This window comes from Stenotrophomonas sp. FR024, assembly GCF_047500745.2.
GTDB lineage: Bacteria > Pseudomonadota > Gammaproteobacteria > Xanthomonadales > Xanthomonadaceae > Stenotrophomonas > Stenotrophomonas maltophilia_A.
This window is the reverse complement of record NZ_JAXAXM020000015.1, coordinates 40,502-65,909: the sequence shown is the minus strand read 5'-3', so window position 1 is coordinate 65,909 and position 25,408 is coordinate 40,502. Positions and strand designations below refer to the sequence as shown.

Genomic DNA, 25,408 nt, shown 5'->3' with positions numbered 1-25,408 from the left:
GTTACACAGCCGTTACCACCCGCGCTGGGGAAGTGTCGCTGTGGATCCTGCCGTTCGCAAACCACGTCTGCCTGCCACTGCCGGCCTGTGTGCCGCGCTGCTGCTGTGGGCGTGGTCGGCGGGAGCGGAGCCGCCACCCTCGGCCATCCAGTTTGCGCGGGTCGTGCAGATGATCGACGCGGGACGGTTCTCCGAAGCCGGCAGCGAACTGAACACCTGGTCGGCTGCGGACGCGGCGGAGCCTGGCGTCAGTTTCGACGACATCGCGTTCCAGGAAGAGCGCATGCGCCGCATCCGCCTGGATTTTTCCCTCGACGAAGCCGCCGCCAAGTCTGCCGTGCGCCGCTGGATTCCCGACCTGACCGACGAGGAATTCGCACGCTGGGACCAGCTTGGACTGATCGAACACCTCGACATCGATGGCACGCGCTGGTACTTCAAGCGCGCACCGTTGAACCTGTTCCTGCTCAGCGACGAGGCACGTGCGCGCCGCCGCGCGGATGCACCGATGCCGGCGCCGGGCCCAAACGAGGTGCTCAACGCGCACCACGCACGCGTGCTTGCCGCAGCGGAACAAAGTGGCCAGGCGTCGGTACTGCCGCAGCGCATTGAATTCACCCAGTCGCTCACGGTGAAAGCCGATGCGGTGCCGGCCGGCGAGACCGTACGCGCCTGGATTCCGTACCCGCGCGAGATACCCGGCCAGCAGGAGCAGGTGCAGTGGCTGGGCAGCACCCCGGGCAAGGCGCGCGTGGCACCAGCCAGCACCCTGCAGCGTACCGCCTATCTGGAAGCCAAAGCGGTGGCCGGGCAGCCGACCCGCTTCGAGGTCCGCTATGCGGTCACGATCCTGGCCCGGCATACCGCGATCGATCCGGCCAAGGTGCAGCCGACACCGGCCGATCCGGCACTGAAACCCTACCTGGCCGAGCAGCTGCCGCACGTGCGCTTCACGCCGGCGCTGAAGCTGTTCTCCGACCAGGTGCTGCAGGGGGAAACCCGCCCGTATGAAGTGGTGCGCAAGCTGTTTGCTGCCGTGGATCGCATTCCATGGGCCGGTGCGCGCGAATACTCCACGATCAGCAACATCAGCGATTACGCGCTGCATGCCGGGCATGCCGACTGTGGGCAGCAGACCCTGCTGTTGATCGCGCTGCTGCGCCTGAACGGCATTCCCGCACGCTGGCAGTCGGGCATGGTGTTCTCCGACGATGGCAGTGGTTACAACAACCTGCATGACTGGGGGCAGGTCTACCTGGCGCCGTATGGATGGCTGCCGATGGACGTGACCACCGGCGCACTGGCCAGCGACGTGCCGGCCCTGCGCGATTTCTACCTGGGTGGCCTCGACGGCTACCGCATCGCCTTCAACGACGATTTCGGCCAGGCCCTGGTGCCGGCCAAGCAGCACTTCCGCTCGGAAACGGTCGACTCGCAGCGCGGCGAGGCCGAGTGGGCTGGCGGCAACCTGTACTTCGACCAATGGAACTACGACTTCCAGTGGCGGGTACTGCCAGCCAGGCAACGCTAGCGCGACACATCGCACTCCACACCATTCGATTCTTGCAGGAGAGAGCAGGGGATGAAGGCTTACAGCATCAAGCGGGCGGCGTTGTGCGTCGCCCTTGGGGCGTGTCTGGGCGTGATGCTGCCCGGCACCGCAATGGCGCAGAACGTGAGCGGCGCGGTGGCGGGCCGCGCCACCGCCGGTGATCAGGTGACCGTGGTCAGCAACAGCACGGGCCTGACCCGCTCTGTCACGGTCGGTGCCGATGGCAGCTATCGCCTGGGCCAGCTACCGGTGGGCGACTACCAGTTGCAGCTCAGCCGTGATGGCCAGAAGCTGGGTGATCAGGTTGCTGTCAGCGTCGCGATCGGCGGCACCACCACGGTCAATCTGGCAAGCGGCGGCGGCGTCACCAATCTCGATGCACTGCAGGTGGTCGGCACACGCGTGGTCAATCGCGTGGATGTCTATTCCACCGAAACATCCTTCAACATCAATCGACAGGAAATCTCGCGCCTTCCTGTGGCGCAGGACCTGTCTGCGGTCGCACTGATGGCGCCTGGCGTGGTCGGCGGCAACTCGTCGTTTGGTGGCTTGTCCTTCGCCGGCTCGTCGGTGGCTGAAAATGCCGTCTTCATCAATGGCCTGAATGTCACCGACATGTACACCCGTCGCGGCTTCAGTACCGCGCCGTTCGCCTTCTTCAAGGAGTTTCAGGTCAAGACCGGCGGATACTCGGTCGAGTTCGGCCGCTCCACCGGTGGCGTGATCAATGCGGTGACCCGTTCGGGCAGCAACGAGTTCGAAGGCGGCGTGGAAGTCACCGCTGAACCCAGTGCATGGCGCTCCAGCGGCGGCGACCACTTCCATCGTGATGGAACCCCGCATTCGTATGGCAGCCGCGACAACAACTCGTTCCTGAAGACCAACGTGTGGGGCTCCGGTCCGATCATCAAGGACAAGCTGTTCCTGTTCGCGATGTATGAAGACCGCAGTGACAAAGGGCACAACACCTCGTCCGATGGCAGTACCTGGTTCAAGAATGATTCCGGCAACGGTTTCTGGGGCACCAAGCTGGACTGGAACATCAACGACAACCACAGCCTGGCACTGCTGGCGTTCTCCGACGAAGGTGACGTCACCAACGCCTCGTATGGCTACAACTGGAACGCAGACCAGCTCGGTGCATGGGGCGGTGATTCGGTCACCGAGACGGGTGGTCGCAACTGGTCGGCCACCTATACCGGCCACTTCGGCCAGAACTTCACCGCCCGCGCCATGGTCGGCCAGAACAACCAGCGTGCGTTCACCAATTCGTCGCTGGATCAGGCGTGCAGCCCGGTGTTCACCGACAGCACCTACGGCCCGCGCCTGGGCAAGCTGCAGGGCCTGCGCGCAGGCTGCCACCCCACCGGCACGGCAGTGGCCGAGCGTGACGATACCCGTGACGTGGCGCGACTGGACTTCGAATGGCAGCTGGGTGATCACCTGCTACGCTTCGGTGTCGACCGTGAGCTGATGACCACAAAGCAGTCCACCCGCTACCCCGGTCCGACCGAGTTGAGCTACACGGCCTACGTAGCGCGACCTGGCGACGAAGTCTGGGACGGTGCCAATGCCTACGTGCCAGCAGGCGTTACCGAAATGCTGCGTGCGCGCAACCGCAAGTCGGGAGGCACGTTCGAGACTGAAGCCAATGCCTTCTACGTGGAAGACATCTGGAACATCACTCCGAACCTGATGCTCAACCTCGGCGTGCGCTGGGACCGTTTCGAAAACCGCACCGCCGCCGGCAAGGCGTTCATCAAGATGGACGACCTGGTCGCGCCGCGTGTGGGCTTCTCGTGGGACATGCGCGGTGATGGCAGCACCAAGCTCTTCGGCAACGCCGGCCGCTACTACCTGCCGGTTACCAACAACATCAACGTGAACTTCGCCGGTGGTCTCACCGACGAATACAGCTATTACGTGCTCAATGGCTGGGAACAGAAGACCTCGCCGACAGGCTCGCCGTACATGGCACCGATCGTCGGCCAGCAGATCGGGCCGACCGACACCCGCATGAACACCGGCGGTGCCGACCTGCGCCAGAGCGTGGACCGCGATCTCAAGGCGGTCTACCAGGACGAGTACATCCTGGGCTTCCAGAACATGATCAACCAGGCGTGGTCCTGGGGCGTCAACGCCACCTACCGGCGCATGACCCGCGCTCTGGATGACATCCGCATCAACTACACCCCGTGCGGCCCGACCCCCAGCACGCTGTGGCCGATCGCCAACCCGGGCGAGAGCCTGACGATCTGGGGCGACAAGAGCATCGGTTGCGCCAACGAAGGCTGGATCACCATCGACACCGCCAACAGCGGCTATCGAAAGGGCGGCAGTGGCGAGGTGATCGGTTACTCCAAGCCCAAGCGTACCTACAAGGCGCTGGAGTTCCAGATCGACCGTGCATGGGACGAGAAGTGGATGTTCAACGCGTCCTACCTGTGGTCGAAGAGTGAAGGCAACTTCGAAGGACCAGTGAACTCCGATACCAACTACGGTGATACCGGCATGGTCCAGTTCTGGGACCACCCCGCCACCAACGAGCGCTACGGCGTACTGTTCAACGACTTCCGCCACCAGTTCAAGCTGCGAGCTGCGTACGCACTGAACAAGCAATGGTCCTTCGGCACCACGTTGCAGGTGCAGTCCGGTGGCCCGATCACTGCGTATGGCGTGATGTGGCCAAACGACTCCATCGCCGGTGGCAGTACCTCCAGTGAAGGTAGTGGCGGTGGCACCGGTTGGCTGTGCGTGGCCAACTGCTCCGGCCCATACAACCAGCGACAGTTCGAGTACAGTCCGCGCGGCGCGTTCGGTCGCCTGCCATGGACGTGGACCATGGGCGCCAATGTGACGTGGCGTTTGCCGGTGGAAGGCATCGACCTCAGCGCACGGCTGTCGGTCTACAACCTGTTCAACAATCAGAAGACCATCAACGTGCACCAGCGCTATGAAGCGCAGCCCGGCCAGTACCGCGAGGCGACGTTCGCCACCGGGACGCGCTGGCAGGCTCCGCGCTATACACAGTTGGTGGTGACCTGGAATTTCTGAGGCTGCATCCCGTGCCGTCCGTGTGGGCGGCGCGGGCATTGGAAGGGAAGCGTGCATGCATCATCTGCTGATCCTCGCAGCGGCACTGGCCGCACCCTCCGCTTCGGCGGTCGATACCGCATCCATCGATGCCGATGTCGCCGCCGTGGTCCAGCATAAGCACCTGCCCGGGCTGGCCATGGCGGTGGTCGAGAATGGGCACGTGGTCTATCGCCATGCCGAGGGCGCGCGCGGTGATGGCGGCCGCATCGACGAGGACACGCTGTTCAAGATCGCCTCCAACAGCAAGGCGATGACCGCCGCGTTGCTGGCGCGGCTGGTGCAGCAGGGCAAGCTGCGCTGGGATGACCCGGTGCGGCGGCACCTGCCGGGCTTCCGCATGCATGACGCATGGGTGGGCCAGCAGATGCAGGTGCGCGACCTGCTGATCCACAACAGCGGTCTCGGTCTGGGCGCCGGTGATCTGATGCTGTGGCCGGAGCCGAACACGTTCACCCGCGCCGACATCATTGCCGGACTGGCGCACTTGAAGCCGGTCAGCAGCTTCCGCAGCCACTATGCCTACGACAACCTGATGTATGTGGTGGCCGGCGAAGTGGCCGCTGCGGCCGGTGGCAAATCGTACGACCAGTTGATGCGCGAGCAGGTGTTTGAACCACTCGGCATGACGCGCTGCCAGGTGGGGGCCTGGTCGGTGAAGCGCGTAGGCAACGTCGCGCAGCCACATGCCTGGCGTCGTGATCGCAATGAGGTGGTGAACGCTGACGGTGCCATCAGCCCGGACCTGCCTTCCATGGCTGCCGGAGGCATCCGCTGTTCGCTGCGCGACATGACGCGCTGGATGCAGGTACTGCTTGATCCTGCCGTGGTGCAGGATTGGTTGGATAGTGAACAGCGCCGCACGTTGTGGACATTACACGTGCCGATGCCGCTGGGTGAGCGCCAGCGGCGCTGGGACAACGCGCATTTCTACGGCTACGGCTATGGCTGGCGCGTGTCTGACATGGATGGGCAGTGGAAGGTGGCACACACCGGCACGCTGTCAGGGATGTACTCGTCGCTGGCGCTGCTGCCCGACCGCAAGGTGGGTGTGGTGATGCTGATCAATGGCGAAGGCGAGGATGCGCGTACCGCGTTGATGCAGGCCGCGCTGAAGCGCTTCACCGCAGCGGACGATGCGCGGCCTGCGATGGAGTACCTGGCCGAATTGAAGGCAGACCAGGCAACGCGGGCGGCGACCGGCCATTCGCGGCCGTCCACCGTTGCGGCGCAGGAGACGAGCCGCACGGATCTGCCGCACTGGCAGGGCCGTTACCGCGATCCGTGGCTGGGCCCGGCCTCACTGTGCCCGGGCGCGGACGGCCTGCGCTTCAGCGTGGACAAGTCGCCCCGGCTGCAGGCCACGGTGCTGCAGTTGCAGGGGCGTTGGCTGCTGCGCTGGGATACGCTGGGCGAAGACGCACAGGCCTGGCTGCAGCCCGGTGACGGTGCGCCGCCCACACTGGACCTGCGTGCCATCGACCCGGACATCGACTTCAGCTATGACTTCCAGGACCTGCATTTCACTCGTACTGGCGACTGCCCTGGCAGCGAGCGCCAGCGCCGCTGAGCCGCCGCGTGTTTCGCCGGCCACCGATGCCGCCAGCGCCGGATTCGTGGAGATCCGCACGTTGTCGCCAGGCATCGAGATGGACATCCGCTACGCCGGCGCCAACAACTTCACCGGCGCGCGCGTGCCGGGTTACGAGGGGCCGTCCTGTTACCTGCTGGCGCCGGTGGCGAAGGCACTGGCACAGGTGGAACAGGACCTGCGCGCGGATGGCTTTGGCCTGCGCCTCTACGACTGCTACCGGCCGGTGCGCTCGGTGCAGGCCTTCATGGCCTGGGTGAACGATCCGCGCGAGCGCTCGCGCAAGGCTCTGCAGTACCCGGATCTGGACAAGCCACGGCTGCTGGCCGACGGCTACATCGCCGAGCGCTCCGGCCATAGCCGCGGTGCCACGGTGGATCTGGGGCTGCTGGATTGCGGCAGTGGTGCATGTACGCCGTTGGACATGGGCACCGACTTCGATTTCTTCGGGCCACGCGCGCATACGCAGACGAGCGGGCTGAGTGCTGCGCAGCAGGCGAATCGCAAGCAGCTGGTGCAGGCGATGGCACGCCGTGGTTTCGTCAACTATCCGCAGGAGTGGTGGCACTACACCCTGCAGCCCGAACCGGACCCGGGCACCGCATACGACGTCCCCGTGCGGTAGGGACATCGGCGGAGGGGCGCTGCTGTTGGTAGGTGTCGACCTTGGTCGACACGGTAGATCCACGCCATGCGTGGACGCCTTTCGTTCAATCATCGGAGTATTCGATTTCGATGGGGATTCATCCACGCATGGCGTGGATCTACCGGGGCTAACGGATTGGGTCCGAGGCAGATCCCTTACACTGGCCGCCTCTTCATCCCTGCCCACCCGATGAACCTTCCCCTGCACTTCGGCCTGCTCGGTACCCTCGAAGCGGGCGCCATTGCCCTGCTGGTCGGGCTGCTGGTGTACTTCCTGTGGTCGCAGCTGTGCCGGCTCCTGCACTGGACGGTTGGCCACGCGATCGGCTGGTCCTGCGTCATCGCCGTGATCATCTCCGCCGGCATCGATGCCTGGAAGCTGTTCTACATGGGCATCGTGCGTCTGGAGTCGCCCCTGTATGCGCGCCTTTTCCTCGCCACCATCCACGATCCGAACGAACTCGGCAGCCGCGTGGTGCTGGAAATCGCCGGCGCGCTCGCCGGTGTTGCCCTCGGCTGGGTGGTGTTCAGTTCGCGGTCATCGGCTCAGAACGTCGACTGACGCAGGTTTTTTGTTCGCTGCCGGTTAAATCAGGCAGCGCTGAATGCGCAGCTTATGAGCCACTCACTTCGTGCTAACCACCGCGCTAAAGCATGCGCGTAGGCGAGTGGTTAATCGTGCGTGTTGACGCCGGTCGCGGGGCAAAATCGATTCAGAAACGCGGTGGCAGGGTAGGTGCCGTGCGGAGACAACACGCCGCGCAACACCACCCAATTGGTAGGAGACACCCCTGATGACTATTCGCAACCGCAAGCCCCTGATCGCCCTGATCGTCGCCGCCGGCAGCGTGCTGGCCATTCCGGCGATGGCCCAGTCGGCCAAGCAGCAGGCCGCGCAGGCACAGAACGAGGCCGCGCAGGCGCAGCAGTCGGCGGCACAGGCAGGGCAGGCGGCTGACCAGGCGACCAACGCGGCCGCAGCGGCTTCGGCACAGGCCAATGGCGGTGGCCAGACCTGGGCCAGCATCGATACCGATGGCAACGGCACCATCAGCAAGACCGAGGCGCAGGTGAACGCAGGCCTGGCCCAGGTGTTCGACCAGGCCGATACCAACAAGGACGGCGAGCTGAGCGCCGACGAGTACAAGGCCTACGTGGCCGCCCAGCAGGCCGGTGCAGGTGCCGGCGCGGCGCAGGGCCGCTGATCCACGCCTGATTCGGGAAGACCGGTGCATGGGGACCCGGGCGGCTGCGGCCGCCCGGGTTTTTATCGTCACCAGCACCCCTGTATCCTTGTGCGATGAACACCCCCACGCCTGCGCCGTCGCGCGCCATCGGCCTGGTCGGTTTTGACGGTGACGATACGCTGTGGAAGAGCGAGGACTACTACCGCAAGGCCGAGCAGGATTATCTTGACCTGCTGTCGCGCTACGTCGACGTGCATGACACGCAGACCGCGCGCCACCTGCTGGAAGTGCAGCAGCGCCACCTGGGCACCTTCGGTTACGGCGTGAAGAGCATGACGCTGTCGATGATCGAAGCGGCCATCGACATCACCGGCCAGCGCATCGAGGCCAAGGACATCCAGCGCATCCTGGACATCGGCCACGACACCCTGCGCCACCCGGTCGAGCTGATCGACGGCGTGCGTGAAGCAGTCGCTGCGATCGCCGAAGATTATCCAGTGGTGCTGATCACCAAGGGCGACCTGTTCCACCAGGAAGCGAAGATCAAGGTCGCCAACCTGGCCGAGCTGTTCCCGCGCATCGAGATCGTCTCCGAGAAGGACCCGGAGACCTACGCCCGCGTGCTGGCCGAATTCGACCTGCCGATGCAGCGCTTCGTGATGGTCGGCAACTCGCTGCGCTCGGACATCGAGCCGGTGGTGACCTTGGGTGGCTGGGGCGTGCATACCCCGTACGCGGTGACCTGGGCCCACGAGACCCAGCACGGCGTGGCCGACGACGAACCGCGCATGGTCACTGCCGATACCGCCCATGATTGGCCGGCCGCACTGGCCGCGATCGAGGCCAAGGCCTCGGCGGCGGCCTGACAGGACCCGGCGGCTGCGGCAGAATCGTGGCATGAACGTCCGACTGCGCGCGCTGTTGTTGTCCCTGCTGCTGGTGCCGGCCATCGTGCTGGCCCAGCAGACCGCCAAGCGTTCGGCGGCCTACACGGTGGAAACCGGTGACCGCTGGGTCGATGCCCAGCTGCAGGACATCAACCACTACGCCGAACGCTACCCCGACGCCTTCCTCGACGAAGTGTCGCGCTATGCCGAGGTGCCGCGCGGTTACATCAGCGCGCTGTTCACCACCCATGGCTGGCAGGCCGGGGATATCTACTTCGCCTGCTTCTGGGCCAAGGCCAGCGGCCAGACCTGTCGCGACAGCGTGCGCGCCTTCAGCCAGGACCCGGAGGGCGGCTGGGAGGCGGTGGTGAAGCGCATGCCGGCCAAGCCGGACAACCTGCATTACCGCGCCGTGCGCCATGCCATCGTGGCCAGCTACCAGCACTGGGACCGGCCGATCACCCTGGATGCCACCCTGAGGCGCCAGCTCAAGCGGTAGTGCCGGCCACTGGCCGGCAACTGCATCCTTCCAGGCATCCGGAGGTTGCCGGCCAGCGGCCGGCACTACCGATTTCCTTCATGTTGCTCTGCATATCGCCGCGGCCCCGCGCTCCGGCGACAATACGGGTTCGAGCTGTTCCCCGTTCCCGTAATCGAGTGACTGATGAGCGCCTCTTTCGTTTCGCCTGATATGATCCGCCGCCTGTTCGCGCAGGCCATGTCCCGCATGTACCGCACCGAAGTGCCGCTGTACGGCACGCTGGTGGAACTGGTGGAGCGGATCAACGCGCAGGTGCTTGACCAGGACCCTGCGCTGGCCGCACAGCTGCAGCGCAACGACGAGCGTGCGCGCCTGGATGAAGAGCGCCACGGCGCGATCCGCGTTGGTACCGTGCAGGAACTGGCCACGCTGCGCCGCCTGTTCGCGGTGATGGGCATGTACCCGGTCGGCTACTACGACCTGTCGGTGGCCGGCGTGCCGGTGCACTCCACCGCGTTCCGCCCGCTCACCGGCGCCGCGCTGGCGCAGAACCCGTTCCGCGTGTTCACCTCGCTGCTGCGCCTGGAGCTGATCGAAGACGAAGCGCTGCGTGCCGAATCGGCAAAGATCCTTGCACGTCGCCGCATCTTCACCGAGGGCGCGCTGGCGCTGATCGAGCAGGCCGAGCGTGACGGCGGGCTCTCGCAGGCCGATGCCGAGCGCTTCGTCGAGGAAGCACTGGAAACCTTCCGCTGGCATGGCGATGCCACGGTCGACCTGCCGACCTACCACGCGCTGCACAACGCGCATCGCCTGGTGGCCGACGTGGTCAGCTTCCGTGGCCCGCACATCAACCATCTGACCCCGCGTACGCTGGATATCGACGCGGCGCAGGCGGCGATGATCGAGCATGGCATGGCCGCCAAGGCGGTGATCGAAGGTCCGCCGCGCCGTGCCTGCCCGATCCTGTTGCGGCAGACCAGCTTCAAGGCACTGGAAGAAGCCGTGCATTTCCCGGACAGCGAGGGTGGCGATGCCGGCACCCACACCGCGCGCTTCGGCGAGATCGAACAGCGGGGCCTTGCGCTTACCCCGAAGGGCCGCGCGCTGTACGACCAGCTGCTGTCGCAGGCCCGCGATGCCGGTGGCGAAGGCAGCACCGGCGGCGACTACGGCCAGCGCCTGCAGGCGGTGTTCGCCAGCTTCCCGGATGACCATGACACGCTGCGCCAGGAAGGACTGGGCTATTACCGCTACCAGCTGACCGACGCTGGCCGCGCCGCGCCGGAGCGCGTGGCCGATCTGCCCGCCGAAGTGCTGGTGGCCGCCGGCCTGGCCACGGCCGACCCGATCGTCTATGAGGATTTCCTGCCGGTCAGTGCGGCGGGCATCTTCCAGTCGAACCTGGGCGGCGAAGAACAGCGTGCGTATGCCGCACACGCCAACCGCGAGGCCTTCGAGCAGGCGCTGGGCGTGGCGGTGAATGACGAGTTCGAGATCTACGAGCGGCTGCAGGCTGAGTCGCTGGCGGCGCTGCGCACCGCGTGAAGGTAGAGCCGGCCGCTGGCCGGCTGTTCTGGGGAGCCGGCCAGCGGCCGGCTCTACCAGAGTCTCCGGATCTCAGCTCTTCATCGTGCCGGTATCCAGCCAACGCTGGTGCCACGACAACGCTTCCGGCAGCAGATGCGGGGTGTGCTTGCCGTAGCTCTCGCGGCTGGCACGGTCGAAGTAGTCCTGCAGCTGCGGGCGGAAATCCGGGTGCGCGCAGTTGTCGATCAGCACCTGCGCACGCTTGCGCGGGGTCAGGCCACGCAGGTCGGCCAGGCCCTGTTCGGTGACGATCACCGACACGTCGTGTTCGGTGTGGTCCACGTGGCTGGCCATCGGCACGATCGCCGAGATGGTGCCGTTCTTCGCGGTGGACGGGCTCAGGAACGCCGACAGGAAACCGTTGCGGGCAAAGTCACCGGAACCGCCGATGCCGTTCATGATCCGCGTGCCCATCACGTGCGTCGAATTGACGTTGCCGTAGATGTCCACCTCGATCATGCCGTTCATGCCGATGCAGCCGAGGCGGCGCACCAGTTCCGGATGGTTGGAGATCTCCTGCGTGCGCATGATGATGCGCTCGCGGTAGAAATCGATGTTCTCCTTGAACGTCTCGTTGGCCTGCGGGCTCAGCGCGAAGCCGGTGCACGAGGCATAGCTCAGCACGCCGTCACGCAGCAGGTCGAGCATGCCGTCCTGGATCACTTCGGTGAACGCGGCCAGGTCGCGGAAGCCGCTCTTGGCCAGGCCGGCCAGCACCGCGTTCGGAATATTGCCCACGCCCGACTGCAGCGGCAGCAGGTTCGGCGGCAGGCGGCCCTTCTTCACTTCGTGCTGCAGGAACTCGATCAGGTGCGAAGCGATCTGCTCGCTGGTCGCATCGATCGGGCTGAACGGGCTGTTGCGGTCCGGGCCGTTGGTGCGCACCACGGCCACGATCTTGTCCGGGTCGCAGCGCAGCGCGGTGTCGCCGATGCGGTCGTTGGCGTTCACCAGCGGAATCGGCTTGCGGTGCGGCGGCAGCGCGGTGCCGTAGTAGATGTCATGCATGCCGTCGACGCCGGCCGGCTGCCATTCGTTGACCTCGACGATCACCTTCTTGGCCAGGTCCAGCCAGGTCTTGTTGTTGCCGACCGAGGTGGAGGGCACCAGCGAACCGTCTTCGCGGATGGCCGAGACTTCGATCACGGCGGTATCGATCTCGCCATAGAAACCGAACCACACGTGCTGGGCCACGTGGCTGAGGTGGATGTCGATGTAATCCAGCTTGCCCTCGTTGATGCGGTTGCGCGCATCCGGGTCGCTCTGGAACGGCATGCGCATGGCGATGCCATCGGCCTTGGCCAGCGCGCCATCGAGTTCCGGCGCTGTGGAGGCGCCAGTCATCAGGCTGATCTGGAAGGGCTGGCCCTGGGCATGCACCGCTTCGATGCGGCGGGCCAGTTCGACGGGAACGGCCTTGGGATACCCGGAGCCGGTAAAGCCGCTCATGGCCACGGTTTCACCGGGCTGGATCAGCGCGGCTGCGGCCTCTGCGGAGACCACGCGGTCACGAAGACGCGCGTTGGCGATGCGATCAACAGACATGACGACACGTGTTGCTTGGGGGAATTCCGATTATCGGCCATCCTCATCCGTACGGGGGGTTCTACCTTCGTGGAATGGCTTTTCCCGCAGGGGTCACCCAAACCCGCCGGTTTTGTTTTGCAGTGCAGCGTGCAAAGTGCTTTCGCAGCCCGCACGATGGACCTGCATCCCGACGTGGGGGAGGGAGCAGAGCCCGCTGGCAGTTCGCTGCAAGCGGGCTTTTTTATTGCCTGTCGTCCAGTATGAATACGCGGTCTCCATTATCGGTAGTGCCGGCCGCTGGCCGGCAACCCCAGTAACCTTCGGCAGGATCATCGGATCTGCCGGCCAGCGGCCGGCACTACCGGGTCATCGGATTCGCTGGGCAGCGGCCGGCGTTAACGGGTCGATACAATCAGCCCATGACCCTCGCCCCCGCTGACGTGCCCGCCTCCCTGCAGCCTCTTGTCGACCGCGCTCTGGCGCGCCTGGCCCAGGTCCTGCCCGAGCACATCCCGGCCAACCTGCTGCCGCTGCTGACCCGGCTGGCGGTGGCCAGCGACTTCGCGCTGGACACCCTGGTGCGGCAACCGGCCTTGCTGGCACAGCTGGCCGCGCCCGGCTGCCCGCCGATCCCAGCGCCGGTGCTCGATCCGCTGCAGCCCAGCGACTGGCCGGCGCAGATCCGGCGCTGGCGTACCGCGATGTCCACACGGCTGATCTGGCGTGACCTGACCGGTCTGGACGACGTGGCGCAGACTCTGGCCGGTGCCACCGCTTTGGCCGAAGACTGCCTGCGGCTGGCGCTGGACGCCCTGCAGCAGGAATTCGCCCAGCGTCACGGCGTCATCGCCGATGAACACGGCATCCCGCAGCAGCTGGTGGTGTTCGGCCTTGGCAAGCTGGGCGGTGGCGAGCTCAACTTCAGTTCCGATGTGGATCTGGTCTACGCCTATCCGCAGGGAGGTGAATCCGATGGACCGCGTCCGTTGGCGGCGGAAGAATATTTCGCCCGTCTCGGCCAGCGCCTGGCCAAGCTGCTGGATGAAACCACCGTCGATGGCTTCAGCCACCGCGTCGACCTGCGCCTGCGTCCGTTCGGCAGCGCCGGCCGCGTTGCACTCTCGTTCGCGGGGATGGACCAGTATTTCCAGCGCGAGGGCCGTGATTGGGAGCGCTATGCCTGGCTGAAGGCGCGCGCGGTGGCCGGCGATATCGAGGCCGGTGAGGCGTGGCTGCAGACCCTGCGCCCGTTCGTGTACCGCCGCTACCTGGATTTCACCGCGCTAGACGGCCTGCGCGAAATGAAGGCGGCCATCACCGCTGAAGTCGCACGCCGCGAACTGCACGACGACATCAAGCGCGGTGCCGGTGGCATCCGCGAGATCGAATTCCTGTGCCAGGCGCTGCAGCTGATCCGCGGTGGTCGCGAACCGGCATTGCGCGAGCGTCGGCTGCTGGTGGCGCTGGACGCACTGGTGGCCGCCGGGCAGATCGCGCCCGAGGATGGCAGCGCGCTGCGCGAGGCGTACCTGTTCCTGCGGCGCCTGGAGAACCGCCTGCAGATGCTGCGTGACGCGCAGACCCATGTGTTGCCCAGTGATGCGCTCGACCGCGAACGCATCGCCGTGGGTCTGGGCTATCCGGATTGGGAGGTGCTGCGCGCGGCGCTGGCCGAACAGCAGCAGCGCGTCAGTACTGAATTCGCCGCGCTGCTGGCACCGCGCAAGGGCCAGGCCGCGCCCGATGCACTGGCCAACTACTGGCGCAGCCTGCCCGAAGGCAGCAACGCACCGCTGCTGGCCGAAGCCGGTTTCCTCGATGCCAACGGCGCCGACCAGTCGCTACGCGATTTCGCCCAGGGCACCGGCGTGAAGTCGTTGTCCGATGCCGCGCGTGCGCGGCTGGATCGCGTGCTGCCCGCGCTGCTGCATGCGGCCACGCGTTCGCCGCAGCCGGATGCCGCGCTCAAGCGCGTGCTCGGCCTGTTGCAGGCGGTGCTGCGCCGGACCAGCTATCTCGCCTTGCTGGACGAACAGCCCAGCGCACTGGCGCGGTTGGTGGACGTGCTGGCGCGCAGCGCGCTGCTGGCCGAGCGGTTGGCGGCGTATCCGCTGCTGCTGGACGAACTGCTGGACGTGCGCGTATCCGGGCCGATGCCGGATGCGGCTGGCATGCTGGCCGAGTGCCAGCAGGTGCTGCCGGTGGAAGATCCGGAATCCGCGCTGCGCTGGCTCAATGAAACGCGGCTGGCACTGAGTTTCCGCATGGCGATGGCCACGCTGGATGGCCGCCAGGGTGCGGTGGACAGCACGCGGCAACTGGCCGAGCTGGCGCAGGCCGTGGTGGTCACCGTGTTGGCGATGGCCGAAGCGGACATGCATGCCGCACACGGCGAGATTCCCGGCGGGCGTTTCGCGATCATCGGCTATGGCAGCCTCGGTGGGCTTGAACTGGGCTTCGGTTCCGATCTGGACCTGGTGTTCCTGCACGACAACCCGGCCGGGGTGGATGCCAGCAATGGCGCGCGTCCGCTGGAGCCGGGGCGCTGGTATGCACGCCTGGCGCAGAAGGTGATGGCGCTGCTCGGTGCGGTGACCGCCGCCGGGCGCCTGTACGACATCGACGTGCGCCTGCGCCCGGATGGTGGCAAGGGTTCGCTGGTGTCTTCGTTGGCCAGTTACACCGAATACCAGCGCGAACGTGCGTGGACCTGGGAGCACCAGGCGCTGGTGCGCGCGCGTGGCGTGGCCGGCGATGCCAGCCTGTTGGCCGACTTCGAGCAGGTGCGTGCGCAGACGCTTGGGCGTGAGCGCGACACGGGTGTGCTGTACGCGGACGTGCTGAAGATGCGCGGCCGCATGCGCACCGAACTGGACCGCAGCGATGCCGCGCGACTGGACCTGAAGCAGGGTGCTGGCGGCGTGGTGGACCTGGAGTTCCTGCTGCAGACCGGTGTGCTGGCGCGCAGTGCGCAGCATGCGGCGCTGCTGCAGCCGCGCGATACGCCGTCGTTGATCGATGCGTTGGCCGTTGCCGGTTTCCTGCCGGAAGACACGGCGCAGGCATTGCATGGAGCACATGCCACGCTGCTGGACGTGGGCCTGGCCTGCACGCTGGATCGGCGCCCGCGGTTGGCGCCGACCACGCCCGCGATTGAAGAGGCATGTGCCGCGATTACCGCCGCGTGCATCGCCGCGGAGCTGCCGTTCGCCTGAGTGGGTGCAAATGCTGCAACAACTTTGGGTGGGTACCGACCGTTGGTCGGCACAATCTGTCGGCAGCGATGAGTTCTGCTGGGCGTGCCGACCAACGGTCGGCACCCACCGGATCATTGGCCGGCGATGACCCGCTGTTGGTAGATGCCAACCTTGGTTGGCATGAATGCAAAGCGCCAACCAAGGTTGGCGACTACCGGATCAATGGCCCGGCGATGACCCGCCGGATCAATGATCTGAGCGTTGGCCTGCTGTTGGTAGGTGCCAACCTTGGTTGGCACAATCCGTCAGCGTTCATGACCCCGGCAACAGCGTGCCAACCAAGGTTGGCACCTACCAGAGCAACGGCGGTCAGCTGGTGGTGCGCAGCGGCGCCATCTTCCACAACAGTGCGCGGAACGGGGCCAGCAGGCAGACGCCGATCGCCAGCTTCACCGCCAGGTCGCCGGCAGCCCAGCTCACCCACGGCAGGGTCGAACCGGCAAACGCGATCGACCAGAAAATGGTGGTATCCACCGTCGCGCTGCAGGTGGTGGCCACCATCGGTGCGCGCCACCAGCTGCCACGCCGCAGGCGGTCGAACACGGTGATGTCCAGCAGCTGGGCCACGATGAAGGCCGAGCACGAGGCAATGGCGATGCGCGGGGTGGCCACCCAGATCGAAAGCAGCACCGCCACCGCGAAACCGATCCACGCCACGCGCCGGGCCGGGCCCGGGCCGAAGCGGCGGTTGATCAGGTTGCTGACCAGGAACGCGACCGGGTAACTGAAAGCACCCCAGGTCAGCCAATCGTTGATCGGGTACTGCACCAGTACGTTGGACAGCAGCACCACCGCGCCCATGGCCAGCACCGCCAGCACCAGGGCGCGGGCGGTCAACGGGGCAAACACAGGGGCAGGACGCACGGACATGGCGAGCCAGGGGGACAAAGGGGATCGCCCATTATCCGCCCGGCCCGCGGCAATGCCAAAACCGGCCGTTCAGCTTTACAGCGTTTCGCTCATCACATCGCCGGCGGCATAGGCGGTCGGCACATAGGCCAGCGCCTGGCCCTGCGCGCTCTTCACGGTCCAGCCGGCACCCGCGTCGGTCGGGTCGAAGCGCACCTGCTGGCCGACGACGAAACCGGCAATCGGGTCATCACCTGCAGCCGCCGGCCATTGCAGCGTTGCGGTCTGGTCGGCCTTGCCGGGCACCTGCAGGTGCACCTGGCGATCACCGGCTGGCGTGGTGGCGACCTGCTTCACTTCCATCGGTGGCAGCGGCACCGCCGGCGTGCGTGCGGCGACCTTGCCGTTGCGCTCGCTGGCCTTGAACGGGGCCTTGGACAGTTCGGCCAGTCCCATCGACGTGGCCAACGGAATCGACAGCACGATCAGCGACGTGACCAGCACGCTGGTCTGGCCGCTGTTCAACTGCGGCGCGGCGCCGGCATGGACGGTGGGCACCACCAGCGCCGAAAGCAGCAGGGCAGTGGCGGGAACGCGCAGGCAACGGAACATGGAGACCTCCTGGTCAGGGTGGGGACGGCGGCTCAGCGCCGGGTATCGAAGATGTCGCGCGGGCCGGTGGCCTCGGGCAGGTATTCCAGCGGGCGGCCCTGGTTGTCCTTCAGCTGCCAGCCCTGGTCGGCGCCGGTCGGTTCGAAGTTCACGGTCTGGCCCACGGTGAACTGCACGGCGGGATCGCCGATGCCGCGCGGGTACTGCATCGATGCGGTGTTCTGCGGATCGTTGGCATCGCGCAGCAGCACTTCGCGGCGGCCATCCACGGTGGTGGCGATCGCGCTCACCTGCATCTGCGGCAGCTTGATCTGCTGCGGGCGGGCCAGCGGCTGGCCAGCGTCGGCGGCATCCTGGGCTTCCTTCGCCGCCGCCGCGCGGGCCGACGTCACCATCTGCGTGGACATCTCCAGGCTCGGTCCCTGCGGGCCCGGGTCGTGGATGATCACGATGCGGCGCTCTGCATGAGCGGCCGTGGACCAGGCCAGGCTTGCGGCGATCAGCATCGGCATCAGGACGGCGGGCAGGGTACGCATGTCGTTCTCCTTGCTGGATTCAGGGCGTGGCGGCGGCAGCACCGGCTACCGGCACGTGAGGGATCACCAGTTCCTGCTGCAGCTGGCTGCGCTGGTGCAGGAAATCGAACACCGATTCCACCGTCACCACCGAATAGTTGCCGGAGATGCGTTCGCCGGCCGGATGGTCAGTGGTGGTGGCGTTGGCCACGAACAGGCGCGCACCCACGCGCTTGCCGAGGCCGATATGCAGCACGCTGGGCTGGTACTTCTGCTGGCGCAGCCACTGCTGTGCCTGTTCGCGCTTGACGATGGCCGGCGCGCCTTCGGTCTGCGCCATCGCCGCGGCCAGCACTTCCAGCACCCACTGGTTGGAGTTCTGGTAGTCGGTGGCAAACGGGTAGGCAACCACGTTGTATTTGGTTTCGTGCAGCGCCTTCGGCTGGATCGACGGCGACACCAGCATCGCTTTCAACGCGGCACGCAGCGGCGCCGAGGGCACGCCGATGCGCAGGTCGGTATGGCCGCCGCTCTCGCCGACGAAGTTGCCCAGCCCTTCGAGGTACAGCTGCGAGCTGTCGGTCTTGCAGCGGTTGAGCAGGTGAATCGCGCGCCAGCGGCCATTGTCCTCACGCACCAGGAAGGCCAGGTGGCTGTGGCGCAGGCCGTAGCGGCTCAGGTCCTGGCCACCGCGCGCGGCTACCACCACGTCCACATCGGGCAGCGCGTCCAGGCGCTCAGCGGTGGTCCAGGCCACGTCCAGCATCGCCGCCTGCGCGGCCACGCTCGGGTAGCGCTCGCGGCATTCGGTGCTGTTGGCCCAGGCCGGTGCGGTCGCCAGCAGGCTGGTGATCAGCAGCGCGGCGCGCGGCAGGTGGGAGAAACGATCCATGTCGATACCTTCAACGGCGGGCAGGCCCGCGCGCCGATCATACGCTGCTCAGCGCAGGGGACGATCCACGCCCTTGCGCTGGAGCTCCTTGTCGCAGGCATCGCTGATCGGGGCCACCGGCAGCGGTGGGCGCTGGCCCTTCGGATCGCGCAGCGCCGGTTGTTCGCGGTACGCGTCCAACTGCTGCTGGCATTGATACGAAATCGGATCCAGCTCGGTGGGCGTGGTGGAGCAGGCAGCGAGCAGGGCCAGGGGCAGCAGGAGCAAGGTACGCATGAAGACGTTCAGAGTGATGGGGGAAGCTGGACTCTAACCGCGGTACCGGATCGAAATGTTCAGAAAACGCTGGGCACCCGGCATTACCGTGATGCCAGGTGCCCAGGATTGCCGGCCAGCGGCCGGCACTACCCCGCTGCCAGGCGCTGTTTCACTTCTGCCGCCACCCGCGCGGTCTCGCGCAGCGGCTCGATACGGTCGTACTGCCAGTCCAGCCAGTGCGCCTGCAATCGCCCGCGCTCGCGCAGCTGCTGCTGGAAGCGCGCCAAGCGGCCCTGCGCAGTCTCGGCCAGCGCCACCATCACCGGCATGCGCGTGGCGCAGGCCTCAGAGAGCAGGTTCACCGAATCGGGCGAGACCACCACGCGGTTGGCCCAGCCGAGCAGGCCGCCATAGGGATTGGTGCCGTCGCCACCATCGCCCCAGATCACGTGCGGCAGGTCGGAGAATTTCGCGCGCAGGATCTCGGCCAATGCCGGTGGCGTGCGCCGCGAAGTCGTGGCCAGCAGGCTGCCGCCCTCAGCGCGGATCTGATCGGCCAGCGCCTGGAACACGCCCACCATCGCGGTCTCGTCCCAGGGTGCCAGCGGCGTCGGCCCGCCCACCAGCAGCGCGGTGCGCGGGCCAGGCAGGGTACTGAAGCCAGCGAACGCGGCGCGGCCCCAGGCCAGCCAGTCGTCATCCACCGGGTTGAGGCTGCCGAGCAGGGTCAGCACGTTGCTGCCACGCAGGGCATCGTGTTCGGGCACCACCACCATGTCCCAGTGGCGGGCATTGATGCGCGGGTCGAGGATCTGCACCACCTGGCTGCCACGTGCGCGCAGCACGCGCAGTGCGCCGGCGGCCTGACGGCCACAGCCGATCGCCAGCGGCGGTGCGTCCGCGGCCAGCGTCGCGAATGCCTCGCCATAGCCGTTCACATCACCGGGCAGCCGCCGCGGCGACAGCCAGCGCCAGGGTGCGCGGGGCTGCAGGACCAGCGGCCGATGGGTGCCCTGGCGCAGCGCAGAGGCCAGCGCGACCGCCTGGCGGACATTGCCCGCACGGCCGTCCGTGACCGTCCAGGGCGCGCTCGATCGTTTCACCTGTGGCATTAATTCGTTTCAGCCCTGCTGGGTGTTGCAACAGTCGCGACACTCTACACTGCGGCTCGTCGTTTCGCCCCGCGCCGCCCGCGGGCACTGACTTCCCTTAGCCGCCCTGGAGATCCACCGATGTCCCACGCGCTCGACGCTGCTGCCCTCGACCAGCTGTTCCGTACTGCCCGCACCCAGAACGCTTTCCTCGACAAGCCGGTCCCGGCCAGCCTGCTGCAGGAACTGTATGACCTGGTGAAGTGGGGCCCGACCGCCGCCAACACCACGCCGGCCCGTTTCGTCTTCGTCACCTCGAAGGAAGCCAAGGCCAAGCTGGCCCCGGCCCTGTCCGAAGGCAACCACGACAAGACCATGGCCGCCCCGGTCACCGTCATCATCGGCTTCGACCTGGACTTCCACGAGAAGCTGCCGTACCTGTTCCCGCACACCGATGCCAAGGCCTGGTTCGACGGCCCGCAGGAAGGCCGCCACGAAGCCGCCATCCGCAACGGCAGCCTGCAGGGCGCCTACCTGATCCTGGCCGCACGCGCGCTGGGCCTGGATGCCGGCCCGATGTCGGGCTTCGATGCAGCCAAGGTGGATGAAGCCTTCTTCGCCGGCACCTCCATCAAGTCGAATTTCCTGGTCAACCTGGGTTACGGTGACTCGGCGGGCCTGTTCCCGCGTCTGCCGCGCCTGTCGTTCGACGAAGCGGCGCGCATCGCGTAAGTCGCTGTATCGGTTTCGGGCCTGCCGTCCCGTGGCAGGCTCTTGCTGCACCGTGTACCCACCCTACGATCCGGAGAGTTCCTCAGATGAGCGCCACCCGTAAACTGCTGCTGCCGCTGGCCCTGACCCTGGCCATCGCCGCCTGCTCCAAGCCGGCCGACACCGCTGCCCCGGCTGCTGACGCTGCCGCCCCGGCCACCACCGAACAGGCCGCCACCCCGGCTGCCGATGCCGCTGCCGCCGCGCCGGCCGCCGAAGCGATCCAGATCGCCTCGGGCACCTACAAGCTGGACCCGACCCACACCGACGTGCTGGCCCAGTGGAGCCACTTTGGCTTCTCCAACCCCAGCGCGCACTTCGGCAACGTCGAAGGCACCCTGGTGTACGACGCCGCCGACGTGACCAAGTCCACCGTGGAAGTGAAGCTGCCGCTGAGCGGCCTGAACAGCTTCACCGCCAAGTTCGACGAGCACCTGAAGAGCGCCGACTTCTTCGACGCCTCCAAGTTCGCCGATGCCACCTTCAAGAGCACCAAGGTGGAAGCCGCTGGCACCAACAAGCTGACCGTCACCGGTGACCTGACCATCAAGGGCATCACCAAGCCGGTCACCCTGGACGTGACCGTCAACGGCGGCGGCGAGCATCCGATGGCCAAGGTTCCGGCCGCCGGCTTCGATGCCACCACCACCCTGAAGCGCAGCGATTTCGGCGTCGGCGCGTATGCCCCGAACGTCAGCGATGAAGTGAAGATCCGCATCACCACCGAAGCCACCGGCGAAAAGCCGGCCGCTTGATGCACCCCGCTCACTCGTCGTGAGAAGGCAGAAGGCCCGCTGAAAAGCGGGCCTTCTTTTTTGGGCGTGGGGGACGCCTTGGTTGGCCACTACCGGTTCATGCAGGGTCGGAGAGTGCTTTGGTAGGTGCCAACCTTGGTTGGCGCACGAGCACTTCGCGGGCCAACCAAGGTTGGCCACTACCGGTTCATGCAGGGCCGGAGAGTGCTTTGGTAGGTGCCAACCTTGGTTGGCGCACGAGCACTTCGCGGGCCAACCAAGGTTGGCCACTACCGGTTCATGCAGGGCCGGAGAGTGCTTTGGTAGGTGCCAACCTTGGTTGGCACACGAGCATTTCGCAGGCCAACCAAGGTTGGCCACTACCGGGTACGCGCGTTCAGCGCAGCGCGCCCAACCATGCCACGCACGCTTCGCTCGGGCTTTGCTTGGCCTTCACCGCCAGCCCGCTCACCCGAACGAAGGTCTGCGCTGCCTGCGCCACCACCTGGCGTGCGATCAGCGCGGCCTGCTTGGTCGCGGCCTGCTGCTTGCGCAGCTGCACGATGTTGATCGAAGGCCGGCCCACCGGCGCGTACTTCTGGTCGCGGCGCAGCACATCGGCCACCTGCGCCACTTCGAATTCGGCCTGCAGGTAGCGGTGTTGTGCTTCCACCAGCTCACGCAGCGGTACGCGCAGGGCAGCGGTGTCGGCGAAGGCGGCCAGTGCCGCGTCGCAGGCGGCGTCATCGGCGAAGCGGGTACGCAGCGCATCCACGCTGGCCAGGGTCAGTTTGGCCATGTGGCCCTCGTTGCTGCAGGAAAGGAGCGCGATTGTCGCATTGCTTGGCGGGTCGTGCCGGCCGCTGGCCGGCAATTGCATGGGAGTGTGCGGACCAACGGTCCGCACCCACCAGTCGATGGCGGTCCGCACCCACCGGAGGCGGAGAGCAGCCGAGCATGGGCTCGGCTCTACAATGGCCCGCTGTACCACCCACGGAAGGAAGATCCATGCAGGACGCGCAGTACTGGTTGAACGAATTCTGGACGGGCCTGAGCGTGCTCGATCTGCTGGGCGGCAGCGTGCTCGGTACGCTGCTTGGCCTGGTGCTGGGCATCTTTGCCTGGCGCTGGCTGCACCGCCGGGGTTGGTTGCAGCGGCGCAAGCGCTGGCATCACTGGCTGCTGGCCAGCTACGTGGTGCTGCTGCCACTGGCCACCGCCTTCTTCGGCCTGCAGCTGGGCTTTACTGCTGGCGCGCACCGCGCGCTGTTCAAGCAGCTCGATCATTTCCAGCCGCACCTGCAGACCCTGGTGGAAGGCTGGAGCGAAGGCTTCACCGATTCGCTGGACGACCCGCGCATGCGCGAGGCATTGCGCAGCCAGGGCACGGTGGGGGATGTGGCCGATACCATCGCTTCGGCCTACCTCAGCGAACATCCGTTGCCCGGTCTTGATCGTCTTGGCAACGGCCCGTTGGCGCGCGGCACCGGTTGGGTGATCGGCAAAGTGCGCGAAGGCCTGCTGCGCGGCATGGTGGAAGACACGCTGGTGGACAAGGCCGGCACGATTGGGCTGGAACCCAAGGTGGTACGCGAGGTACTGACCATGCACGTTGATGAGCTGCTGCACACCCGTGGCGTGCTGCGGCTGGTGAAAGCGCAGATCAACGGCATGATGCCCGGTGTGTACTTCGGGCTGCTGTTGCCGTTGCTGATCATCGCGCTGCTGGTGGCGCTGGAGATCTGGGCCGCGCAGCGGTTCGGGTGGAAGCGGCAGGTGGCATCCAACGTGGTAGTGCCGGCCGCTGGCCGGCAACTGCAGGTTCCTGCCGAAGGTTCATGAGGTTGCCGGCCAGCGGCCGGCACTACCTGTTGCAGGGCGTGCGGACCAACGGTCCGCACCCACCAAGCAGGGGCCGCACCCACCGGCTGCCCGGTCAATCGCCGTCGGTTTCGTCCGGGTGGGCCTTCCAGTAGCCGGTGGAACGGATCCAGTCGCGCGGCACGCCCAGGTGGCCTTCGATGAACTTGCGCATCATCCGGGCGCGGCGCGATTCGGTGGCGATCCAGTAGAAGACATCGCCGTCCGGTGCCTCGAAGTCGGTCAGCATGTCTTCCAGCAGCGTGCTGCTGGCCGCGGCGAAGCCATTGCGCTCCAGCCAGTGGATACGCACGTTCTCGTACTGCGGCAGGTCCTGGCGTTCGGCTTCATCGCTCACTTCGATGAAGGCCTGCACCTCGGCATCCTCCGGCAGCACGTCCAGCCAGCGGGCGATGGCCGGCAGCGCGGTTTCATCGCCGATCAGCACATAGGCGTCGTAGCTGTCGGCCACCACGAACGAGCCGCGCGGGCCGCCGATCACCAGCGTGTCGCCAGCCTTGGCCTGCTCGGCCCACGGCCCGGCAATGCCCTGGTCGTGCAGCACGAAGTCGATGGCCAGCTCGCCGGTTTCGTGGTCCCACCAGCGCGGCGTGTAGTCGCGGGCCGGTGAGGGCTCCTTGCCGGCCGGATAGCTGCGGCCTTCGGCAGTGACCACCGGCAGCACCATCTCGCCGCTGGCATTGGGGAAGAACAGCTTGATGTGGTCGTCGGCGCCGGGCGAATCGAAACCGGCCAGCTCGGCGCCGCCCAGCACGATGCGGCGCATGTGCGGGGTGACCTCTTCGGTGCGCAGCACGGTCAGTTCACGGAAGCGCACATCCAGGCGCAGGCGCGTGTTGTTGTGTTCGGTCATGGGGTTACCTGTAAAGGTGTCGCGCGGGGGCGCGCGGCGTAGGGGCGACCTGGCTGGATTCAGTCTGGCTGGGTCGTAGAAAAGGATTGGCTCTCGCTACCGGCCGTACCGTTGAGCAGCGCGGACGCCCGCGTCAGCAGCGCCGCTACTTCTTCTGCCTCGCCCTCGGCCCAGCGGCCGTGGTGATGCACCAGCGCCCGCTTGAACTCGCGCAGGGCGCCGGCCAGCGGCGGCGGCAGCGAGGCCTTGGTGATCTCGCGGGCACGGTCGAAGGCACGTCGCTGCGCCAGGCGCACCTGGGTGCGCTGCACCTTCAGCTCGAACTCGCCGGCGGTGGTGATGCGGAAGATCCGCTTGCCGTCCACTTCCTCGGCCTCGATCCAGCCGGCCTGCTCGAAGCTGGCCAGCAGCGGGTACATGGTGCCGGCGCTGGGCGTGTAGGCCTGCATGAACTGGTTGCTGATCAGCTGCATCAGCTCGTAGCCGTGGCGCGGCTGCTCGCCGATCAGGGCCAGCACCAGCAGGCGCAGGTCGCCGCGGCTGAGCACCCGCGGCTGGCCGTTGCGGCGTGGCACTTCCGGATTGGTGGAACGGGCTCTGGGAGAAGCGGTACGGCTCATTTCGATATATCGGTAAACGAGTGTGCAAACGATATATCGATATATCGAAGACGACAATCATCGATCCGGCCACAAGCAGGTCAGTTTTGGGCCACGGCCGGCCCCGCGCACAGCAAAAGGGGCGCCCCTTGCGAGGCGCCCCGGAAACACTGTGGAAGGGAGTGAGGCAGGGCCAGACGGCGGACCGAAGCGGGCGAGGCCAACACTCGAGGCCTACCCTGAGGGCAGGGCGGGGGGCGATCCAGAGGCAGGTGCGACACGTTGTCGTCCGTTCAGCGCCAGCACGCGGAGCCGATACAGGTGGGCATGGCGCTGCCCTACAACCGTCATCGGCAGCGGTAACACTGCGTCCTGCACATGGGCGCAGCGGCCCGCAAGCGACAGCCCGCGCAGCCAACAAGGCCCGCCGCAGGGCCTTCAGCGGGCCCGGCAAGCCCCTTGCGGACACTGGCCGGTTGCATCCATACGCCTGCGTAGCCAAGTGACGAAAGCCCTTGGTGCGCTACACTTTGCGGTCTAGAA

Annotated in this window: 23 protein-coding genes; 13 read left to right on the top strand and 10 right to left on the bottom strand. The window is 66.6% G+C overall.

Going from position 1 to position 25,408, the window contains the following annotated elements; all coding sequences use genetic code 11:
• Nucleotides 1–40: 40 nt before the first annotated feature.
• The 9 genes from ACMZ91_RS16270 (at nt 41) to hglS (ending at nt 10,984) form a co-directional block, all read left to right on the top strand.
• Nucleotides 41–1,531, top strand: coding sequence for a transglutaminase-like domain-containing protein (locus ACMZ91_RS16270; RefSeq protein ID WP_049400066.1), 1,491 nt, complete (start codon nt 41–43; stop codon nt 1,529–1,531).
• A 51-nt stretch (nt 1,532–1,582) separates the two neighbouring features.
• The gene (locus ACMZ91_RS16265; protein WP_049461772.1) at nt 1,583–4,606 is read left to right on the top strand and encodes a TonB-dependent receptor; all 3,024 of its coding nucleotides are present in this window, start codon (nt 1,583–1,585) and stop codon (nt 4,604–4,606) included.
• 55 nt (nt 4,607–4,661) lie between these two features.
• Complete coding sequence (locus ACMZ91_RS16260; protein ID WP_049461773.1) at nt 4,662–6,215, top strand: serine hydrolase domain-containing protein; 1,554 nt, start codon at nt 4,662–4,664, stop codon at nt 6,213–6,215.
• Complete coding sequence (locus ACMZ91_RS16255) at nt 6,148–6,861, top strand: M15 family metallopeptidase (RefSeq protein WP_049461774.1); 714 nt, start codon at nt 6,148–6,150, stop codon at nt 6,859–6,861. Before ACMZ91_RS16260 ends, ACMZ91_RS16255 begins: the two co-directional genes overlap by 68 nt.
• Before the next feature lie 210 nt (nt 6,862–7,071).
• Complete coding sequence (locus ACMZ91_RS16250; protein ID WP_032968343.1) at nt 7,072–7,443, top strand: hypothetical protein; 372 nt, start codon at nt 7,072–7,074, stop codon at nt 7,441–7,443.
• Nucleotides 7,444–7,675: 232 nt separating this feature from the next.
• Nucleotides 7,676–8,086, top strand: coding sequence for an EF-hand domain-containing protein (locus tag ACMZ91_RS16245; RefSeq protein WP_004139214.1), 411 nt, complete (start codon nt 7,676–7,678; stop codon nt 8,084–8,086).
• Between the two features lie 95 nt (nt 8,087–8,181).
• Nucleotides 8,182–8,934 carry an HAD family hydrolase gene (locus ACMZ91_RS16240; protein WP_049462172.1) on the top strand — a complete coding sequence of 251 codons (753 nt, stop codon included), beginning with the start codon at nt 8,182–8,184 and terminating at the stop codon, nt 8,932–8,934.
• A gap of 31 nt (nt 8,935–8,965) precedes the next feature.
• Nucleotides 8,966–9,454 carry a hypothetical protein gene (locus ACMZ91_RS16235; protein WP_049462171.1) on the top strand — a complete coding sequence of 163 codons (489 nt, stop codon included), beginning with the start codon at nt 8,966–8,968 and terminating at the stop codon, nt 9,452–9,454.
• Nucleotides 9,455–9,619: 165 nt separating this feature from the next.
• Complete coding sequence (gene hglS / locus ACMZ91_RS16230) at nt 9,620–10,984, top strand: 2-oxoadipate dioxygenase/decarboxylase HglS (RefSeq protein WP_049462170.1); 1,365 nt, start codon at nt 9,620–9,622, stop codon at nt 10,982–10,984.
• Nucleotides 10,985–11,056: 72 nt separating this feature from the next.
• Here the strand turns inward: hglS and scpC are convergent, their stop codons facing one another.
• On the bottom strand, nt 11,057–12,571 hold the full coding sequence (gene scpC / locus ACMZ91_RS16225; protein WP_049462169.1) for a succinyl-CoA:acetate CoA-transferase ScpC: 1,515 nt from the start codon (nt 12,569–12,571) through the stop codon (nt 11,057–11,059).
• Nucleotides 12,572–12,972: 401 nt separating this feature from the next.
• On the opposite strand from scpC, the gene glnE reads away from it, so the two are divergent.
• Nucleotides 12,973–15,768, top strand: coding sequence for a bifunctional [glutamate--ammonia ligase]-adenylyl-L-tyrosine phosphorylase/[glutamate--ammonia-ligase] adenylyltransferase (glnE, locus tag ACMZ91_RS16220; RefSeq protein ID WP_049462168.1), 2,796 nt, complete (start codon nt 12,973–12,975; stop codon nt 15,766–15,768).
• A gap of 351 nt (nt 15,769–16,119) precedes the next feature.
• Here the strand turns inward: glnE and ACMZ91_RS16215 are convergent, their stop codons facing one another.
• The 6 genes from ACMZ91_RS16215 to ACMZ91_RS16190 all read right to left on the bottom strand — a co-directional run bounded on the left by ACMZ91_RS16215 (nt 16,120) and on the right by ACMZ91_RS16190 (nt 20,048).
• Nucleotides 16,120–16,680, bottom strand: coding sequence for a queuosine precursor transporter (locus ACMZ91_RS16215; RefSeq protein WP_004139497.1), 561 nt, complete (start codon nt 16,678–16,680; stop codon nt 16,120–16,122).
• A gap of 75 nt (nt 16,681–16,755) precedes the next feature.
• Entirely contained in the window at nt 16,756–17,271 is a 516-nt protein-coding gene (locus ACMZ91_RS16210) for a hypothetical protein (protein ID WP_004139500.1), read from the bottom strand.
• Between the two features lie 32 nt (nt 17,272–17,303).
• On the bottom strand, nt 17,304–17,807 hold the full coding sequence (locus ACMZ91_RS16205) for a hypothetical protein (protein ID WP_049463238.1): 504 nt from the start codon (nt 17,805–17,807) through the stop codon (nt 17,304–17,306).
• Nucleotides 17,808–17,826: 19 nt separating this feature from the next.
• Nucleotides 17,827–18,678: a DUF2145 domain-containing protein gene (locus ACMZ91_RS16200; protein WP_049463236.1), complete on the bottom strand. Its 852-nt coding sequence runs from the start codon at nt 18,676–18,678 to the stop codon at nt 17,827–17,829.
• Between the two features lie 48 nt (nt 18,679–18,726).
• A complete protein-coding gene (locus ACMZ91_RS16195) occupies nt 18,727–18,954 on the bottom strand; it encodes a hypothetical protein (RefSeq protein WP_004139505.1) in 228 nt (75 codons plus the stop codon).
• Between the two features lie 128 nt (nt 18,955–19,082).
• Nucleotides 19,083–20,048, bottom strand: coding sequence for a mitochondrial fission ELM1 family protein (locus tag ACMZ91_RS16190; protein WP_049463237.1), 966 nt, complete (start codon nt 20,046–20,048; stop codon nt 19,083–19,085).
• 120 nt (nt 20,049–20,168) lie between these two features.
• Here ACMZ91_RS16190 and ACMZ91_RS16185 point away from each other — a divergent pair, with 120 nt between their 5' ends.
• Both ACMZ91_RS16185 and ACMZ91_RS16180 read left to right on the top strand, forming a co-directional pair.
• Nucleotides 20,169–20,759 carry a malonic semialdehyde reductase gene (locus ACMZ91_RS16185; protein ID WP_004139510.1) on the top strand — a complete coding sequence of 197 codons (591 nt, stop codon included), beginning with the start codon at nt 20,169–20,171 and terminating at the stop codon, nt 20,757–20,759.
• Nucleotides 20,760–20,845: 86 nt separating this feature from the next.
• Nucleotides 20,846–21,553: a YceI family protein gene (locus ACMZ91_RS16180; protein WP_080356579.1), complete on the top strand. Its 708-nt coding sequence runs from the start codon at nt 20,846–20,848 to the stop codon at nt 21,551–21,553.
• Between the two features lie 376 nt (nt 21,554–21,929).
• On the opposite strand, the gene ACMZ91_RS16175 is transcribed toward ACMZ91_RS16180, so the two are convergent.
• Complete coding sequence (locus ACMZ91_RS16175) at nt 21,930–22,331, bottom strand: hypothetical protein (RefSeq protein ID WP_049462943.1); 402 nt, start codon at nt 22,329–22,331, stop codon at nt 21,930–21,932.
• Between the two features lie 209 nt (nt 22,332–22,540).
• On the opposite strand from ACMZ91_RS16175, the gene ACMZ91_RS16170 reads away from it, so the two are divergent.
• Nucleotides 22,541–23,374 (top strand): hypothetical protein, encoded by an 834-nt coding sequence (locus ACMZ91_RS16170; protein ID WP_049462942.1) that lies wholly within the window; start codon nt 22,541–22,543, stop codon nt 23,372–23,374.
• Nucleotides 23,375–23,468: 94 nt separating this feature from the next.
• On the opposite strand, the gene ACMZ91_RS16165 is transcribed toward ACMZ91_RS16170, so the two are convergent.
• Nucleotides 23,469–24,266 carry a siderophore-interacting protein gene (locus tag ACMZ91_RS16165; protein WP_049462941.1) on the bottom strand — a complete coding sequence of 266 codons (798 nt, stop codon included), beginning with the start codon at nt 24,264–24,266 and terminating at the stop codon, nt 23,469–23,471.
• A gap of 59 nt (nt 24,267–24,325) precedes the next feature.
• Nucleotides 24,326–24,886, bottom strand: a complete 561-nt coding sequence (locus ACMZ91_RS16160) for a PadR family transcriptional regulator (protein ID WP_049399094.1) — start codon at nt 24,884–24,886, stop codon at nt 24,326–24,328.
• Nucleotides 24,887–25,408: the final 522 nt, after the last annotated feature.